Annotated in this window: 12 protein-coding genes; 3 read left to right on the top strand and 9 right to left on the bottom strand. The window is 35.3% G+C overall.

Annotated elements, in window-relative coordinates; genetic code table 11:
* On the top strand, nt 1-1,986 hold a 1,986-nt coding region (locus tag DB891_RS14665; RefSeq protein ID WP_133243529.1), incomplete at its 5' end, for a T9SS type A sorting domain-containing protein.
* A 147-nt stretch (nt 1,987-2,133) separates the two neighbouring features.
* On the opposite strand, the gene DB891_RS14660 is transcribed toward DB891_RS14665, so the two are convergent.
* The 7 genes from DB891_RS14660 to DB891_RS14630 form a co-directional block, all read right to left on the bottom strand.
* Complete coding sequence (locus DB891_RS14660; RefSeq protein ID WP_116764332.1) at nt 2,134-2,979, bottom strand: class I SAM-dependent methyltransferase; 846 nt, start codon at nt 2,977-2,979, stop codon at nt 2,134-2,136.
* A 473-nt stretch (nt 2,980-3,452) separates the two neighbouring features.
* Nucleotides 3,453-4,781 (bottom strand): ammonium transporter, encoded by a 1,329-nt coding sequence (locus DB891_RS14655; protein WP_116764331.1) that lies wholly within the window; start codon nt 4,779-4,781, stop codon nt 3,453-3,455.
* Between the two features lie 491 nt (nt 4,782-5,272).
* Complete coding sequence (locus DB891_RS14650; protein ID WP_116764330.1) at nt 5,273-6,589, bottom strand: ammonium transporter; 1,317 nt, start codon at nt 6,587-6,589, stop codon at nt 5,273-5,275.
* A 440-nt stretch (nt 6,590-7,029) separates the two neighbouring features.
* Nucleotides 7,030-8,100, bottom strand: coding sequence for an aminotransferase class I/II-fold pyridoxal phosphate-dependent enzyme (locus tag DB891_RS14645; protein ID WP_116764329.1), 1,071 nt, complete (start codon nt 8,098-8,100; stop codon nt 7,030-7,032).
* A gap of 1 nt (nt 8,101) precedes the next feature.
* Nucleotides 8,102-9,118: a dipeptide epimerase gene (locus DB891_RS14640; RefSeq protein ID WP_116764328.1), complete on the bottom strand. Its 1,017-nt coding sequence runs from the start codon at nt 9,116-9,118 to the stop codon at nt 8,102-8,104.
* A gap of 96 nt (nt 9,119-9,214) precedes the next feature.
* Nucleotides 9,215-9,592 (bottom strand): PH domain-containing protein, encoded by a 378-nt coding sequence (locus DB891_RS14635; protein WP_189337156.1) that lies wholly within the window; start codon nt 9,590-9,592, stop codon nt 9,215-9,217.
* Nucleotides 9,593-9,735: 143 nt separating this feature from the next.
* Nucleotides 9,736-10,602, bottom strand: coding sequence for a c-type cytochrome (locus DB891_RS14630; protein ID WP_116764327.1), 867 nt, complete (start codon nt 10,600-10,602; stop codon nt 9,736-9,738).
* Between the two features lie 367 nt (nt 10,603-10,969).
* On the opposite strand from DB891_RS14630, the gene DB891_RS14625 reads away from it, so the two are divergent.
* Both DB891_RS14625 and DB891_RS14620 read left to right on the top strand, forming a co-directional pair.
* The gene (locus DB891_RS14625) at nt 10,970-12,505 is read left to right on the top strand and encodes a YifB family Mg chelatase-like AAA ATPase (RefSeq protein ID WP_116764326.1); all 1,536 of its coding nucleotides are present in this window, start codon (nt 10,970-10,972) and stop codon (nt 12,503-12,505) included.
* 195 nt (nt 12,506-12,700) lie between these two features.
* Nucleotides 12,701-13,399 (top strand): pseudouridine synthase, encoded by a 699-nt coding sequence (locus tag DB891_RS14620; protein WP_116764325.1) that lies wholly within the window; start codon nt 12,701-12,703, stop codon nt 13,397-13,399.
* Nucleotides 13,400-13,858: 459 nt separating this feature from the next.
* Here the strand turns inward: DB891_RS14620 and DB891_RS14615 are convergent, their stop codons facing one another.
* Nucleotides 13,859-15,148 (bottom strand): DEAD/DEAH box helicase, encoded by a 1,290-nt coding sequence (locus DB891_RS14615; protein WP_116764324.1) that lies wholly within the window; start codon nt 15,146-15,148, stop codon nt 13,859-13,861.
* Nucleotides 15,149-15,410: 262 nt separating this feature from the next.
* Nucleotides 15,411-19,283, bottom strand: a complete 3,873-nt coding sequence (locus DB891_RS14610; RefSeq protein WP_223256117.1) for a PAS domain S-box protein — start codon at nt 19,281-19,283, stop codon at nt 15,411-15,413.
* Nucleotides 19,284-19,386: the final 103 nt, after the last annotated feature.

The raw sequence follows: 19,386 nt of genomic DNA, 5'->3' as shown, positions 1-19,386 counted from the left end.
TTGGATGCAACAGGAAATGTTAGTATAGCAGAAGATGCAGTTAACGATGGCTCAAGCGATGCTTGTGGCGGATTAACGTTTGACACAGATATCACCTCTTTTACATGTTCGAATGTAGGGGCCAACGCCGTTGTTTTGACGGTAACGGACATCAACGGAAACAGTTCAACAGCCAACGCAGTTGTAACGGTGGAAGACAAAATTGCACCAACTTTTTCTTGTTCAGCTTCTGTGGCTCGAGTGTTTGATTTGAACCAAATTTATTATACGATTTCGAATTCTGAATTCAATGTGACTCCGATAGACAATTGTTCGATAGCGACTTTAATATATACACTTTCTGGAGCAACTATTGGCAGTGGAAGTAATTCCTTAACAGGAGTTCAACTGAATGAAGGATTAACCAAAATTTTATGGCAGTCCGCAGACGTAAGTGGAAATGTATTTGAATGTTACTTTAACGTTACAGTCAACAAACGTCCTACCATAATTGTATATACAGGAGACTTAACTGAGGAGTATTCTGATCAGCAAACGTTAAAGGCGATATTGAAAGATCAACATACTAATACTCCGTTGAGTGAGAAAACAGTCGGCTTTACCATTGGTAGTCAATCGGTGTCTGATGGGCCAGGTCTGCCAAATAATGGTACAGATGGAAGTGGTGTCGCTGAAGCTAATTTAGCACTTGCACAAGCTCCAGGCAATTATAATGTGATTTCTTCATTTGCCGGAGATGCCACTTATTTGCCAAGTTCTAATATTTCAGATCCATTCACTATTAGTAAAGAAAATACGGATGTTACATATACAGGCTTGCCCTATTTCTCCACTACAAGTGCTACTTCCTGTAATGCTACTGTAACTTTAAGCGCAACGATAAAAGATATAACAGCGCTTGGTGGCGGTGATACAAATGCAGGAGATATTCGAAATGCAAAAGTAACATTCCGCCTAGGGAACCCTATGACAGGTATGATATTGGGAACTTCAAATATTCCCGTAGTATTGGTAAGTGCTGGTAATACGATGATTGGAACAGTATCAACAACATTTAATTATACTTTGTCGAGTACAGATTGTGCAAATAAAGGAGTAACACTGGATATATATGCAGTAGTTAATAATTATTATAAAGGGGATAATTGTCTCGATCCTGGTTCTGTTACCATTTCTGTTCCAGGTAGCGAATCAGTAACTGGTGGAGGATTCCTAAAAATGCAAAATTCAATAGGTACTTATGCGGGTACAACAGGCACAAAAACCAACTTCGGATTTACGATGAAATGGACAAAAACTGGAACCAATGTAAAAGGACAGGCAAATATCATTATTCGCAGAAATGGACGAGTTTATCAAATTAAGAGCAATGCTATCAGTTCCCTAAGCGTGAGCGGTTCTTCTGGTAATTTTGTTACAAAGGCAAATATGAAAGATATTACGGATCCATTAAATCCTGTTACAATAGGTGGAAATTCCGACTTATATGTAAATATGTATGATGGTTCAACCGGAGGACAATTGGATGAAATAAGTATTCTTTACCAAAGTGGATCAACCATTATCTACTCTAGCCATTGGAATGGTACTGCCACTGTACGAAGATTGTTGGATGGAGGAAATGTACAAGTTAGAACGGGGGTATTAACCGCAAAAGAAGAAGAAACGGCTCAATCATCTGACACAAAACAAAAAGTTGAAGTGATTGCAGTTTCTAAGGAAACAGTAGAGCCAATACAAGCAACAACGTTCAACGTAATTGCTTATCCTAATCCTTCCGCTCATTATTTTAGTTTGGATGTTATAGGAGGCAGCAATGAAAAAGTTGAAATAGATATATTTGATATGCATGGAAGAAGCATTAAACATATTGAAAGTGCCGATCATCAATCAATTATGTTTGGAGAGGATTTACCTTCTGGTGGTTATTTCGCTATAATTAATCAAGGAGCGAATCGAAAAACGCTCAAGCTAGTAAAAAAATAAAGTTAGTTAAATTAGTATTTAAAACAAAGCCACCTCTAAATGATGAGATGGCTTTGTTGTTTTGAAAGGATTCGTGAATTTTATTTTTGAAGATTGTATTAAGAGTTAAAAGGAATTGTCGACCCAGTTTAAATTTATAAAATTTGTTTATTTCTCCCCATAAATTACAAGTGCGCTGGAGTCAATAATAATATTCCCATCTGGATATTTCTGATTCACTAAATAGAATACTTCGCTTTTTATTTTTTCTTTCATTGTGTCATCAGCTTTACTAAGCGCAGCAACAACTGGGGCTGCAACATCGTTCATTAGATTCCAATACACGTCTGTTGTTTTGCAATTTAATTTCCCTGTAACTTCATTTTCTGAAATGTTTTTCAATCCCGCCTGTGCAAATAATTCTGACATGAAACCTGCTTTCGAGCAACGAAACATACCGGGAGCTCCAGGTGGAGGAGGAGGTATTTCTATATTTTTATTGATAGTTCCCATGATAGCCGTTACCCAGAAATTTTTTTCCGGAATGTTCCAAACGCTAGTTGCAATTTTGCCTCCAGGTTTAAGGACTCTTGTCATTTCTTTTACTGCTTGTAGCATATCTGGAAAAAACATAAATCCAAAGCGACAACTAATGGCATCAAAGGTGTTATCGGCAAAAGGGAGTTCGCAAACATCACAGACTACCGTTTCGAAATTTTTGATCCCTCTATTTTTTGCATTTTCTTGTGCTATTTCAAGCATACCCTCGGCTAAGTCTGTAGAAATAACTTTTCCTCCTGATAGTCGTGATGCGATTGTTAAACCGGGTTCTCCTGTGCCTGCGGCAACATCCAAAACGAGATTATCGTTTTTTAAATTGAGTAGTCTAATGATTTCATCTCCCATGGGTTTTAGGAAATCCATAGTAAGCTCATCCCATTTTTTCCAACCGGGAGAAAATTTGTTCCAGGTTTCTTTCTGCTGATCTCTAATTTTTTCAATTTCTAGTTCCATAATAGTATGATTTTATTGTTTGTAATCATATCGAGGTCATGACTTTGTAGGATTGAGAAAGGAGGAGATTGAAGGAGTGTTTCTTTGTATGAAATGGTACTATAAATTTAATGATATAATAAGTCTGTTTATGTTAAAGACATCATATAATTTTTTATGACTATCCGTGACTAGTGCCATTTCTCAGAATAAATTAGTTGTCGAATGTTTTTTACAAACTTTATCCTTTCTGTTCCTTGCGTCTCTGCGACTTTGCGAGCCCAATTTCACGCAAAGGCGCAGAGGCGCAAAGTGTATTTTCAATATTCAGACTCTTGGTATGAGTTACGGACAGTCATATAATTTTTAATAGTTTTGGTTGTTTAATTATTTGTAGATAAATTGAATAATGATTTTTTTATCGATTAAAAATGTCAAAAAAAACACTCTAAAATTAAATCTTAGAGTGTTTTTAGGTAATTTGAAATTGATTTTTATAGGTATTCTCCGTGTTGAGAAATATCCAATCCCAGTTCCTCTTTATCTTCAGTAACTCTTAAAGGTGTAATTTTGTTTACAATAAAAAACAAGAAATACGACATGCTAAAAGCAAATGCAGAAACGATTACCAAGGCGGTTAATTGGTGTACAAAAAGACCAGTTTCTCCAAAGATAAGGCCTTGACCGGCACCTCCTTCGGCAACTAAACCTGGGTAAACTGCTCCAGAAGCAAATACCCCTGTTAGTACCATACCAACCATACCTCCTACACCGTGACATGCAAAAACATCTAAAGCATCGTCTATTTTTCCTTTAGGGAATTTAAGAACCATAACATTACTGATAAGGCTGGCAATAATACCAATAGCAATAGCGTGTGGAATGCTAACAAAACCAGCTGCCGGAGTAATGGCAACCAATCCTACTACAGCACCAATACAAGCACCCATAGCCGAAAGTTTGTGTCCCATAATTTTATCAAGAAATACCCAAGCCATTGCAGCAGACGCGGCGGCAACAGTAGTGGTTCCCAAAGCCTGTACGGCAAGACCGTTCGCTCCCAAAGCAGAACCCGCGTTGAAACCAAACCATCCAAACCATAATAAACCGGTTCCTAATAATACGTAAGTAATACGGGCTGGGTTTACTTGTTGAACTTTACGCTTTCCTAAGAAGATGGCTCCAGCCAAAGCAGCCCAACCAGCACTCATGTGAACTACAGTTCCACCGGCAAAATCTAGTACGCCCATTTTGAAGAAAAGACCGTCTGGGTGCCAAGTCATGTGTGCTAATGGTGCATAGACGAATAATATAAACAATACCATAAACAATAGGTAAGCCCAAAAACGAATACGTTCTGCAAAAGCTCCTGTGATTAAGGCTGGGGTAATGATGGCAAATTTGGCTTGGAATAAGGCAAAAAGCATAAATGGAATTGTTGGGGCAAGACTCCAAGCGGTATTTACTCCTACACCTTGAAAAAACAAGTTTTCTCTCGGATCTCCAATTATACCCCCAATTGATGGTCCAAATGATAATCCGAAGCCGATGATTACCCATAATACGGTTACGATTACCATGGCCATGAAACTTTGTAACATGGTGCTGATAACATTTTTTTTGCCGACCATACCACCGTAAAAGAACCCTAATCCTGGGGTCATTAATAATACTAATGAGGTTGCAACGATTAACCAAGCAGTATCGCCTGTGTCAAACTTGACAGCTTCGGCAGGAACAGGGTTATCGGTTAAGAAAAAATTGGAGAAAAGGGTTAATACTAAAATAGTACTTAATAATAGGGTTAAAAGAATTTTTCGCATGGTTTTTGGTTTTAATTTTTAATAAAAGTATAAAATATTTTAAATGACTACCAAAAAAACAGGGGCTATAGATGAATAATTATTAATATTTAAAATTCAACCCTGTGTTTTTAAGAGGGTGTATTATTTTTTAGTTAAAAAAAGCGAATATAATAATGTTGTTTTCGAGTTTTTTGTTGCTTGGGGGTTAATTTTAAGGGGGGGTGAAGTGTGTTTTATGGTTTTTCTTGTTGTTTCTCGCAAAGACGCAAAGACGCAAAGCGAGGTGTTGCTTTCTTCGCGTCTTTGCGTCTTTGCGAGAAATTTTTAAAATGAAGTGGGCTATTCACTTGTTTCTTAATAAAGGATTATCAGCAATGCTTAATTTAATGCTTCAAATCGTTATCGAATAATAATGAAGTTAAATTTAAGGAGATTTTGGGTAATGCAAAAACAAAACCCCCTAAAAAAATGATTTTAGAGGGCTTTATTTTTTTGACTTAAAAATGAATCTATAAGTATTCGCCGTGTTGAGAGATATCTAATCCTAATTCTTCCCTTTCTTCGGTAACTCTCAAAGGAGTGATTTTATTAACAATAAAGAAAAGAAGATAGGACATGATAAAGGCGAAAATAGAAACGCCTACCAGCGCTATAAGTTGGTTGGTGAATAATTTGGTTTCACCAAAAGCAAGACCTTGATCTACAACAGCAGGGTTGATGGCCTTGGAAGCAAATACTCCTGTTAGAAGCATTCCGACCATTCCGCCAACTCCATGACAGGCAAATACATCTAATGCGTCGTCTATTTTGCCTTTAGGGAATTTGCTGACCATGATATTACTTACGATACTTCCAATTATTCCAATAGTTATAGCGTGCGGAATGCTAACGTATCCGGCTCCAGGCGTGATGGCTACCAGTCCTACAACGGCTCCGATACAAGCTCCCATTGCCGAAAGTTTATGTCCCATAATTTTATCCAGAAATACCCAAGCCATAGAGGCAGCAGCAGCGGCTACAGTGGTAGTTCCTAATGCTTGTGCGGCAAGTCCGTTGGCTCCCATGGCAGATCCAGCATTAAAACCAAACCAGCCAAACCATAATAATCCGGTTCCTAATAATACATAAGTAATACGTGCTGGGTTTGCTTTTGGAATTTTACGTTTTCCTAAAAACATGGCTCCTGCAAGGGCTGCCCAACCGGCACTCATGTGTACTACGGTACCACCGGCAAAATCCAAGACGCCTAAATTGAATAATATTCCTTCCGGATGCCAAGTCATATGGGCTAATGGTGCATATACAAACAATATGAATAATACCATAAATAACATATAGGCCCAAAAACGGATGCGTTCTGCAAAGGCACCTGTAACAATAGCGGGAGTTATGATAGCAAATTTAGCTTGAAATAAAGCAAATAATAAAAATGGAATTGTAGGTGCTAATCCCCATGAAGTCCCAGTTCCGACGCCTTGAAAAAACAAGTTTGGAAGAGGATTTCCGATAAAGCCTCCTATGGATGGTCCGAATGATAATCCGAAACCAATAATTACCCATAAAACAGTTACGATTACCATGGCCATGAAGCTTTGGAGCATCGTGCTGATGACATTCTTTTTGCCAACCATACCACCGTAAAAGAAGCCTAATCCAGGAGTCATCAATAATACTAATGCCGAAGCAACGAGCATCCAAGCTATGTCTCCAGTGTTGAAATTTGAAACTTCAGCTGGATTTGTTGGGTTGTTGGTTAGGAATAAATTGGAACAATAGGATAGGACCAAAATCGTGATAAGAATCACACTTAAAACTATTTTACGCATTGTTTGGTTATTTTAATTTTATACAAAATTATGAAATGATTCAAAAGACCCTTTAAAATGACGGGTAGATTTTTAATTTTTATCATTTTTGTAATTTGACCCCTGTAATTTTTGCAACAATTGGCTGAAAAGCGTTTAAAAATGGCGATAATTTAATTTGATTCGTTTGTGTGTAGTCAAAATAAGAATGCACTTTTGAGTTTTCTATGTTTTTTGTCAGGCTATTCGCTTTTGGAATATATTATTTTAAGAAAAGTTGCGATTCAATACTTCTACTTCAAAATCTGCGTAAATCTGCGTAAATCTGCGAGATCTGCGTGCCATTTTTTTTCGCAGATTTCACAAAGCCTTATTTTGGTATCTGATAAGGATAATTAATATTCACTCCTGACAAGCTATCGGAACGATGTATTAAATGGCTGCTAAAATCCCATTGCTTTTTATAAGACAAATCGAATATCACCATCAAGATTAGTGGACAGATTCGAGAAAATATTCAATTGTTTTATCATTGTATCCAAATCCTCTTTCGTATGGTGAGCACTAATTACAATACGACTCAGTTTTCCCGAAGCCGTTGGATAAGGAAATGAGGTTGGAATGATTTTGTTCTCTAACAATAAATTCAGAAGTTCCTTGTTGTCAAAATAAATGGCAGGATATGCTGCAGCAAATGTAAAGGCAGAGTTGGGGATTAAATTACTTTCTACGTAGAATAAATTGAGTTGTAGTTTTTGTCGCTGTACTTCGTAGAGTTCTTGAGCGTTGATATAGGTTTCTAAAAAAGCGGGGTTCATTCCTGAGGCCCCTATAAAAGTTTGCTGTTTTTTTAATTCAGATATAAAATCCAAATCGCCAGCAATAACACCACCCGAAAGTCCGAAAGCTTTCCCTAGTGAAGCGATACTTATTTTTCGATGTACATTCGGAAGTTGGTATTGGTATAAAACGCCATGACCTTTATCGCCCAATATTCCGATACTGTGGGATTCGTCCAGTATCAAAGTGATTTCTTTATCCTTTGGAATTTCAAGCAAAATACTCAAATCAATAGGAGTAACTTCCAGCGAAGGAATGGCATCGGCCACGATTCCAATTTTAGAAACTGTAGGGTCAAAAAGAAAAGGATTTAATTTTCCGTTTTGTATTAAAGGTAAAGAAAAGGGATGCAGTAAAGCGGGATGCGTATTGGGAAAATAGAAAACCAAATCGGATGTTTGTTGTAGTAATTCTAACGCCAATTTACCGGCCAACATACCGGAGGAAATGGTGACTGCGGCGTCGGTTCCTATTTGTTTTGCCAGCAAATCTTCGGCTTTTTTGTAGACTTTTAACTGAATGTTTGCAGAACGAGAACTACCATAACTCGTTCCCCATTTTTGGAAACTTGCTAATAGAATCGTTTGAAACTCGGGCAGGGTAGTGATTCCCAGATAATTGGTTCCACCAAAGTAGAGGTGCTCTTCTCCTGCAACGGAAATTATTCGATTGGGAATCTCGTTTACCTTCATGTTATTGTGTTTTTAATGCAGCTCCAATTCCGTTGCCATCGGCATAGTGTATGATTCCGTCTTTTATGGTAACTCCAGTAGCGATATCTTCCGCTAATAATAAAGCGCCATCCATATCTACATAATCCAATTCCGGCAGCAAATGAGCGATAGCCGAAATTCCAACAGAGGATTCCGTCATGCAACCCACCATTGTTTTCATGCCTAAATGTTTGGCCTCGGCAATCATTCTTCGCGCGGGGGTAAGACCGCCGCATTTTACCAGTTTGATGTTCACCCCATGAAAATGATTATGACATTTGGCAACATCTTCTTCTAGAATGCAACTTTCGTCGGCAATAATCGGTAATACAGAATGTTTATAAACCTCTCTGTGAGCTGCCCATTGATCTGCTTTTATAGGTTGTTCTAGAAATTCGACACCTAGTTTTTTTAAGGCAATGGCATTATTAATCGTTTCGGTAACCGTCCAACCGCAATTGGCGTCAATTCGAAATCGTGCATTGGTGTGCTTGCGCAATTCGGTAACAATAGCAATGTCGTCTTTGGTTCCTAATTTAATTTTATAAATGGGCCACGGCATTTCTTTGAGTTTCATAACCATTTTCTCGATTTTGTCAATCCCTATCGTGTAATCGGTTTTAGGGTTGTGCAACGGAGAATTCCCCCATAATTCATATAGCTTTTTGCCTTTTTTCTTGGCATACAAATCATTGTAAGCCATGTCCAAAGCGCATAATGAAAACATATCGTTTTTTAATAAAGCCGAAGAACTATTCCAGAAATCCTCTGGAGTTTCGTCATTATGAGCTTCTATAAACGGGATAATAGCTTCTAGATTCGCTCTCATCGTATCCACAGTAATATTATAATACGGATTCGAAGTCGCCTCGCCAAACCCCGAAAATCCTTCGCTTTGTAATTCAACAATCAGCGTGGGTTGGATGTCGTGAGACTCTCTCGAAATCGTAAAAGTGTGCTTTAGCTGTAGTTTAAAAGTGCGAATAATGATTTTCATGTGATTTGGGTGTTAGGATGTATTAAGAATCAAGTATTAAGAAATCAAATTCTGAAGTCTGAAAAATCTTAATACTTGATTCTCTATACTTAATACTTATTTCAATATATGCTGACTCAAGATTTGGTACACTTCATTAATATTATTTCCGCCTTTACCAAATTGTTTCGAGATCGGAGCAGCTTCGCCAGTCAGCCAAATCTTCAATTCGGCATCCATGTCTAGGATTCCGGCACTTTCTTTAGAGAATTTTTTAATAGACGAATACGGAATCGAAAGATAATCAACCTTACTTCCCACCAATTGTTTTTCGACCAAAATCAGTCTTTTATTCGTGAAAACAAACATATCCTTGATTACTTTGTATCCTTTCTCGATTTTTTCGCCTTCTATCAATAAAGGTTCAAATTCCTTCGATAGATTTTCGGTATTTACTTCCGATGCATTGCCCATAATGGCATTAAAAATTCCCATGGTATTATCTTTTAGATTAGAGTATCAAATTTAAATTAATTTACTTGTTTTGAAGCTATAATAAGTAAGAAAATCGGTTTCTAATTTTAAATTGAATCCTAACTGTCTAAATTTTAAATTCAACAATAAAGTGTAAAGAGCCATTAATTCTTCTTTTTATTTTTCGCCATATATTTTAAATAGCCTACAATTTCTTGGGATTGTTGTTTTGTGATTCCTAATGTTGGCATTTTTACTTTGTTTCTATACGAAGCCGGATTGACGATATAATTGACCAATTCGGTTTCTACCCAATACTCCGTTACGCTTTTCGGATAGTTGAGTTCGGGACCCATTTCGCCGCCAATTCCGTTTATGGCGTGACAAGTAATGCATTGATTTTGAAATAAGGTATAACCCGCAACCATTAACGGATCTTTGGGATACAAAGCTGTTTTTGATTTGTCAATCGGCTCTAAGTGAATTTTTATTAAGTTATACGGCCATTTATAATGATCATTTTCGGCAGGGGCATTCGTATAAACTAGATAAAATGGGGCTGCATCCATTTTGTTTCCGTTTTTTGAAATCGGTTCCCAATCCGTTCCTTTTGCATCCAAATCTTTAAAAGCCAAGTATGGTTTGGATGCTAAAAATAATGTTAAAGGCATTTCAGGTTTGTAGCCATCAATGCATTCGAAAACAATTTTGGTGCTTTTAGCATCGATTTTACTTAAATCTATTTCGTTTGCAATAAGTGTCAAAGCATTAACGGTATTGTATTTCTTCGTTTTGTGATAAACGGGATCGTTAATAACAGTTACTATAGTGTCATTTCCAAGCTTTTTCTTTGTTTTTAAATCCAATAAATCAATATGATATTCCGGTTGATTTACTATTTGCTCAACTATAGCAGCTGCTGACGGAATAGCATTTGATGGATTCAATTCTTGTTCCTTTTTTTGGTTGCAGGAAATGAAACTACAAATGAGCAGGAAGGATATGAAAAGTTTATTTTTTGTTGATTTCATATTTGATGTGTTAGCCAAGTAAGTTATAAAGATAAACAAAGTTCAAATAAATATTCAAGAGATAGTTTTGAAAACAGCTAATAGTAATTGTTATCTGACAAAGATTTAAAGTATTCAGTTTAGTAGTGAACTTGAATCACCTTTAGACAGATAATTGAATAGCCCGCTGATTTTGAAATTTCACGCAGAGACGCAAAGGCGCAAAGAAAAAAAACTGCGCTTTGCGTCTTTGCGACTTTGCGAGAAAACAACACGAAGTAAACTTTGCCTTTGAATTTATCTGGATAATAATAAATAGTAAGAATTTGGTTAATTATTTTTTGTTTAGGAGTGAAAAAGGTATTACATTTAAATAAAACTATTTTATATGCTAATCAAAGTTTACGGAAGTGCCGTTTTTGGAGTTGAAGCCACAACGATTACGGTTGAAGTTAATATGGATAAAGGAATTGGCTATCATTTGGTAGGTTTGCCAGACAATGCCATCAAAGAAAGTAGTTATCGTATTGCGGCAGCGCTCAAGAATAATGGGTATGCAATGCCGGGGAAAAAAATCACCATCAATATGGCACCCGCCGATTTGCGCAAAGAAGGATCAGCCTATGATTTGACTTTAGCTATTGGTATTCTGGTTGCTTCTGCACAAATAAAAGCGACTGAAGTGGACAAATACATTATCATGGGAGAATTGTCCCTCGATGGTAGTTTACAGCCCATTCGTGGCGCTTTGCCCATTGCCATAAAAGCCAAAGAAGAAGGTTTTAAAGGTTTTTTTCTGCCTATTCAAAACGTAAAAGAAGCGGCTATTGTGACTGGACTGGATGTCTATGGTGTTTCCAACGTACAGGAAGTGATTGATTTCTTGGAAGGAAAAGGAACGCTGGAACCCACAACTATCGATACCAGAGCTGAGTTTTATAAAACATTGGAGTTTCCCGAATTCGATTTCTCGGATGTCAAGGGGCAAGAAAGCATTAAGCGCTGTATGGAAATTGCCGCTGCCGGTGGTCATAATATTATTTTGATAGGTCCTCCGGGTGCCGGAAAAACAATGCTCGCCAAGAGATTACCCAGTATTTTACCGCCTATGACTTTGCGGGAAGCATTAGAGACCACAAAAATTCACAGTGTAGCCGGAAAGCTGAAAGAAGTTGGATTGATGAATCAAAGGCCGTTTCGCAGCCCGCATCATACTATTTCGAATGTAGCATTAGTTGGAGGGGGAAGTTATCCGCAACCAGGAGAAATTTCTATGGCGCATAATGGTGTTTTGTTTTTGGATGAATTACCGGAATTCAAGCGTGATGTACTCGAAGTAATGCGTCAACCCTTGGAAGATCGTGAAGTGACTATTTCCAGAGCCAAGTTTACAGTAACTTATCCGTCCTCGTTTATGTTGGTGGCAAGTATGAATCCTAGTCCAAGTGGTTTTTTTAATGATCCCGATTCGCCACAAACTTCTTCTCCCCACGAAATGCAGCGGTATATGAGTAAAATTTCGGGGCCTTTGTTAGACAGAATCGATATTCATATTGAAGTGACTCCCGTTCCTTTTGAGAAATTATCCGATGATCGCAAAGCAGAAAGCAGTGTTGATATTCGGAAGAGAGTGACATCAGCACGTGAAATCCAGTCCACACGATTTGAAGCAATGGAAAACATACATTATAATGCCCAAATGAATACCAAACACATTCGGGAACATTGTGCGCTGGATGATGTATCGAAACAATTATTAAAAACCGCTATGGAACGATTGAATCTTTCGGCACGAGCTTATGACAGAATTTTGAAAGTAGCCAGAACGATCGCTGATTTGGATGCAGCTCCCCATGTTATTTCGGGGCATATTGCTGAAGCCATTCAATATCGTAGTTTGGATCGTGATGGTTGGTTGGGTTGAGATTTTTAGATTTTAGATTTTAGATTAACGATTTTAGATTTCAGATGTTTAGTAAAGGCAAAGTCTCCGACTATGAGGAAGTGACTTTCTGTTTTTAACCGATTTTGTTTTTCGAACTAAAATGAAAAAAGAAAAGTATAGAAATAAATAAGCCAAAAAAGAGATTTCAATAGAAATCTCTTTTACTTTTACCAAATGTTAGAAATTCTTTACCAAGACGAATATATTATAGCAATTAATAAACCAAGTGGATTGTTGGTTCACAAATCATTTTATGCGCGCGATGCAAAAGTTTATGCTATTCAAGAATTGAGAAATCAAATAGGAGGACAGCATGTTTATCCAATTCATCGGTTAGATCGCAAAACATCTGGTGTTTTGTTATTTGCGTTGGATGCAGCCGTTTTAAAAATTATGAATGATCGTTTTGCCACACGCGAAGTCGAAAAAAAATATTTAGCAATTTTACGTGGTTGGTCACCCGAAGAACTTACGATAGATTATGATTTGACCAATGATGATGACATTACACAAAATGCAATAACATACTTTCATCGTTTGCAAAATGCAGAGGTTGAGTTAGAATTTAACAATAAACCAACGTCACGATATTGTTTGGTAGAAGCGATTCCTGAAACTGGACGTATGCATCAATTACGAAAACATTTCAAACATATTTTTCATCCTATTTTGGGAAGCCGTCCACATGGTTGTAACAAACAAAATAAATTATGGTTGGAGAATTTTGACCTGAAAGGAATGATGCTGCATGCACATCAGTTAATTTTTAATCATCCAATAACAAATGAGCAACTAATCTTGAATGCAAAGATTAATGAAGAGTTTAGCAGAGTAGGTAATATTCTTAATCTAGATTTGAATAAGTATCAATAGAATAATAATTTGTAAATTAATGATTTAAATTAGTGTTGTATTTTGAATCAACAGTTTTCAGTATAAAGATGACCCGATAGCGCGGATTTACTTCGTCTGTTCACTATCGCTCGGGTGGAATCCGTGCCCATTCCAATTATCAAGACCAATTTGTTTTAATCATTCCTTTTCTTATTTCTCACTTTGTCGATGTGCTGTGTGTGCACGGATTGAAAATCCGCGAGATCGTTGTGGTGACATTTCCGCGGGATCGGGTTGATTGGTTGGAGTAGAAGATTTCAGATTTCAGAAAATTTGAAAGAAATAAAAAACGTGTATATTAGCCCCGATAGAAACGAAAAACCTTGTGAGGGCTAGTGTTTAGCCCACACAAGGTTTGTAGTGTATAGCGGGAGGAGACTTCTTAAAAAAACGAAATCATCCTGCTCCTAAAAAAAACAAAACTCAATTTATTAGCTGTTATTTAGTAGAGCGTCTGTCGTTGTTTTGACTTGGACGTCTCGGACCAAAGCTATTATTCCCAGTTCTGCTAGAAGTAGTAGTGGTTGTTTTTTTAGGAGTTGAATTGCGTTGTTGCCTTCCTTGCCCTTGCTTAATTGGTTCAGTCGATGCGTTGGGATCTGGTTCAAAATCTTTAATGTTTTCTTTAGGCAATTTCAGGCCGACCAATTTTTCAATATCACGTAAAAAAGTGGTTTCGTCTGGACTAAATAATGAAATGGCTTCACCACTTGCCCCAGCTCTTCCTGTTCTACCAATTCGGTGAACATAATCTTCGGGAATATTTGGCAATTCAAAATTTACAACATGAGGTAGTAATGGAATATCCAACCCTCGAGCTGCAATATCTGTAGCTACTAGTGCAGTTAAACTTCCGTTTTTGAAACCAGCTAAGGCTTTGGTTCGTGCTCCTTGACCTTTATTTCCATGAATAGCTGCTGATTTAATACCTGCACTAATCATGCTTTCACATAGCTTGTTGGCTCCCTGTTTGGTTCGTGTAAATACCAAAATCTGTTTCCAGTTACCTTCAGAAATAAGTTTAATTATCAATTCTGTTTTTTTCTCTTTGGCAACAGGATATACTTTTTGAATAATAGCCTCTACTGTTGTGTTTTCCGGAGTCGCTTCGACCTGAACAGGATGGTGTAAAATACCCATTGCCAATTTCTTGATGTCTTTTGAAAAAGTTGCAGAAAATAGTAAGTTTTGCCTTTTTGGAGGTAATACTTTCATAATGCGTTCAATATCACGTAAAAATCCCATGTCTAGCATACGATCAGCTTCATCTAAAACTAAGATTTCAACTTTAGACAGGGATATTAAACCTTGATTTTGCAAATCGATTAATCGACCTGGGGTTGCTACTAAAATATCAATACCTTGACGCAATTGAGTAACTTGTGGATTTTGGTTTACACCTCCAAAAATTACGGTGCTACGTAAATCTAAAAATTCACTGTATTCTTTTATATTAGCCAATATTTGAGCAGCCAATTCTCGTGTAGGAGTTAGTATTAAGGCACGAATAGGTCTGTGACTCAAATGTTTTCCTTGAGACAATATTTGCAATATAGGTAGGGTGAAACCTGCAGTTTTTCCTGTTCCAGTTTGTGCCGATGCTAAAACATCTTTACCTTCTAGTATTGGTGGAATTGCTTTTTGTTGTATTGGAGAAGGAGTTGTATATCCTTTTTTGCTGATGGCTTTTAATAAAGCATCAGATAAGCCTAATGAGTTAAATGACATAAATTGTTGTTATGAAGTAAACCCTATTATTTAGTTTACCCCTTTTAAGTTGGCGCAAAGGTACTGCTAATTTTTCCGATGTGCTTTTGATTGCTTTACTTTGTTTAAATAAAGATAGATAGTATGTTGTTTTTATCCGTTACAAACCTTATCTAAAACGTTTATAACTAGGTTAAATTCAAAGGGAGTAGCTTTTAGATTGCAGAATTCAGGTTGCGGAATTCAATATTTTTGATTTTTTTATTTTGCTATTGCCATTGATTTAAATCTGCAGCCATTTTCCTAGTAAGTCCTGAAGTGTTTGCTTTACTATAGGTTTTGATAAATAATCATCCATACCGGCTTCGATACACTTTTCTTTTTCGCCCACTACTGTTCCAGCTGTTAGAGCAATGACAAGAGTGTCTTTTAATAGATCTAATTTTCGAATCTCTTTCGTGGCTTCATATCCATTCATTAATGGCATTTGGATATCCATTAAAATAATATCAGGATTTATTTCGACTGCTTTTATAATCGCTTTCTCACCATCTATTGATTCATAAATAGTGCTATTTGGCAAAATTTGTTTTAATAGTGTTTTGGTCAATAGCATATTGATTTTATTATCTTCTACAATCAATATTTTGGGCTGTTCATTTTTTAAAACTATTTTGTTGTCTTCATGAATAGTAGGACTATGTTCTTTTAATAGAGGAGTCTTTTTTTCTTTATTGGTGCTTTTTAGTAGGACATCAAAATAAAAAGTACTACCTATATTGTATTGACTTTCAATTTGTAATGTACTGCCCATTAAGGCCAATAATTGGTTCGAAATGGCTAATCCCAATCCTGTTCCACCAAATTTTTTGGTAGTCGAACTATCTTCTTGTGAAAAAGCATGGAATATTTTCTTTTGATTACTTTTTCGAATTCCAATTCCGGTGTCTCTTACTGAAAAGCGTAACAGTGTTAGATTTTTTTCTTTTTTAAGAGTTGAAATCATGAGTTCTATTTTGCCATTATTGGTAAACTTAATGGCATTTGTTAATAGATTGATTAATACTTGTTTTAAACGGATATAGTCTACCCAAATGTATTTAGGGACATCCTCATTGATGGTATAATTTATTTCTAAATTTTTAGAATTTGCTTGGTAGTTTATTAATTCTTTGATTTGATTAACCAGATCTGCTATAGGTTGTTTTTCTACATTAAGTTCTAGTTTTCCTGATTCAATTTTAGAAAAATCCAAGATGTCATTGACCACTTCCATCAATATATTGGCAGACTGATTGATGGTATTCATGTATTGTTTTTGGAACGCTTCTAATTTTGAATTCATCAACAAATCAGTATAACCAATTATCCCATTCAATGGGGTTCTGATTTCATGACTCATATTAGCCAGAAACTCAGATTTTGCTTTATTGGCTGCTTCGGCTATTTCTTTTTCTTTGAGTATGGTTTCATTGTTTTTTTTCTCTGTTATATCAATAAAAATACCTTCCATAAAAGCAATCTCTCCATTTTTCATGATAGAATCTCCAAATTCTTCTACCCAAATAATAGAATCATTTTTATGTGTTATTCTGTATATGGCATGAAATGGTTTTCTCTCTTTTAGAGCAATAAAATTTTCTTTTTTTATTCTATCTATATCTTCTGGAACTATTAAGTCAATGAAATGTAATTTGTTTTCTAAAAAATCAGATTTGGGATAGCCCGTCAATTTTTCTATTTCATCATTAAGATATATTTTGGTGTATTTCTCATCATAATTAGACAAATATACAGTGCCCGGAATGTTATTGGCAAGCAATCGGAATCGTTCTTCACTTTCTTCAATGATTGATTCGTTGAGATTTCGTTCAATAGCGGTTGAAATGTTTTTTATTAATAATTGCAAAATTGAAATCTCATCTGCACTCCATTTTCGTACTTCATTAATATTGTCAAAAACAAAAAAGCCATCTAATTCATTTTTTACAAATACAGGTAATACTAGAAGTGATTTTATATTTAATTGAATAACAAAATGTCTTAGTTCTTGATTTTCGATTTCTTCTGCAGAAATATTATAATATTTATCTGGAGTTAAATCTTGAATTGTACTTGCAATACTTGAAAATGAAATGTTTTGAAGAATTGGATTTGGTGCATCAAACCCTTCAAGACTGTACAGCCATCTATAGCGTTGATTGAATAATTTTGTTGTTGCATTTTTTTTAAAATAAGAAATACGTTCTGCTTTAGTTACTTTTCCTATTTCGTTTATGATTCCTTTAAAGATATCACTTGAATTTTTTTTCAATAAAAAGGTATTGGTGTTTTTATTGATAACCAATAGCAATTCACTTTTATAAGCTAGTTTTCTTTCTACCTCTAATCGCATTTCGGAAGCAAGTGCAATTATAATTAAATCGGAAATTGATTTGGCAAAATTGATATCTTCATTATCCCAATTTTTGACTTTTTGTGTTGTTTCAAAAGAGATGATTCCTTTTAATTCTCCATCAATAAAGATAGGCGTGTCCAATACCGAAAATATATTGTACTTGTTAATGTATTTTTGATTTATTTGTTTGTTCAGAATATTGGTTCGGATGTCTGATCCAACTACTTGTAATTTGTTTTCTATCTTTTCAAAATAACTTGAGTATTCACTTTTATAATAAATAGATCCTGTTTCAAATTTTTTTTCATCTGAATTATAGAGGTTTTTACAGATGATTTTGTCGAAATCATATTCCCAATAACTAGAACGATTGATCTCGACTGTTTTATTTATAATTCTCAAAATGTTTTTTATAAGACTTTCAAAAGAACCCTTATTCGAGTGGTTTAATAACGCAATATCTTTTAGGGCTTTACTGTATTTTTTAATTTTATCTTGCCTTTTAGATTTTTCTTCTTCAATATTTTTCAGTAAAGTAATGTCTCTTGCAATAGCGGAATAGCCATTGATTGCACCAAAATGATCTCTTCTTATAAAGACATTTTGTGAGATCCATATTTCACTTCCGTCTTTTTTAATAAGTGGGAATTCTAAAGTGGTAAAATTTTCTTCAATTTCTAAAATATTTTGATAAAAACTCATCGTATTGGTGATGTAATCTTTTCGAATTAGGAATGAAAAATGTTGATGTAGCATCTCCTCTTTGGTATAACCTAAAACTTTAATGGCGTAATCATTTATAAAAGTCAAATTGCCATTTTCGTCTGCTTCAAAAATGAGATCAACGGCTGTTTGTATTAAGATTTCATACTGGTTTCGAATTCTAATTTCATTGGTAACATCTTGTCCTATTCCAATAATTAATTCTTTCGAAAATTTTTTGTCTATCCATTGAATAAATTTGTATTCCCCGTTTTTGCATTTTAATTTTCTTACATATAATCGGTTGTCAATGTAGTTGTTCAAATAATCTTTTCCTATAAATTCAGGGTCTTCTGTAAGCTCCCAAAAGCCAAGTCCTAAAACTTCTGTAGGTGTGTAGCCTAATATAGAAGTTATAGTTTCGCTGCAAAATGTCAATTCACCATTTTTATTAGTTGCGATTGTTAGCGAATTACCTTTGTTTACAATTTCATTGGCAAAGAGAAATTTATTATTAATTTTTGTTGTCGCGGTATGTCTGATGTGGTTTATTATGAAAACAATTACAGCATAATTAAAGAGTATTACGGTTCTCTTAATGGGAACCAAGTCAAAAGTATAGGTTATTATTAAAAACGATAAAATAAATCCCGAAAATGCCCAATATACTTTTATGGGCTTAAGAATAATGTAGGAAAAGAAAAAGGCAACAATAAAAGCGTAATTGGGAACCGTGTCTTCAGGTATAAAAACGATGTTATAACAGATTAATAAATAATAAAAAAAGAATAAAACAATATAAATATTTTGAATCCTATTATAGATATATGTAGAATTTTTGCTAATTATGAATAAGGCCAAAAAGATCATTCCTACAATAAAATTATTGATTAACAAGCTTTTGGGTCTTATGTGGTAAATCTCGAAAATGAATTCTAAAAGGGGGATTATGAACCCAATAAATAATAAATAGAGTTGATATTCTCTTTTGTCAGCATCTATGGTAGGATGATTTTCTGGGTTTTTTGTAATTGAATTAATTTTGAATAAACTCATTATTAACCCAATAAAAAAAACAAAAAGCATCGGAATCAGTACTTTATTATTAAATATAAAGCTGTTTAAATGAGTCATTCCTACCTTTGTATCCATAGGAATA

The organism is Flavobacterium laiguense (assembly GCF_003097655.1).
Taxonomy (GTDB): Bacteria; Bacteroidota; Bacteroidia; order Flavobacteriales; family Flavobacteriaceae; genus Flavobacterium; species Flavobacterium laiguense.
Note: the sequence above shows the minus strand (reverse complement) of the source record. Positions and strands in the feature narration are given on the sequence as shown.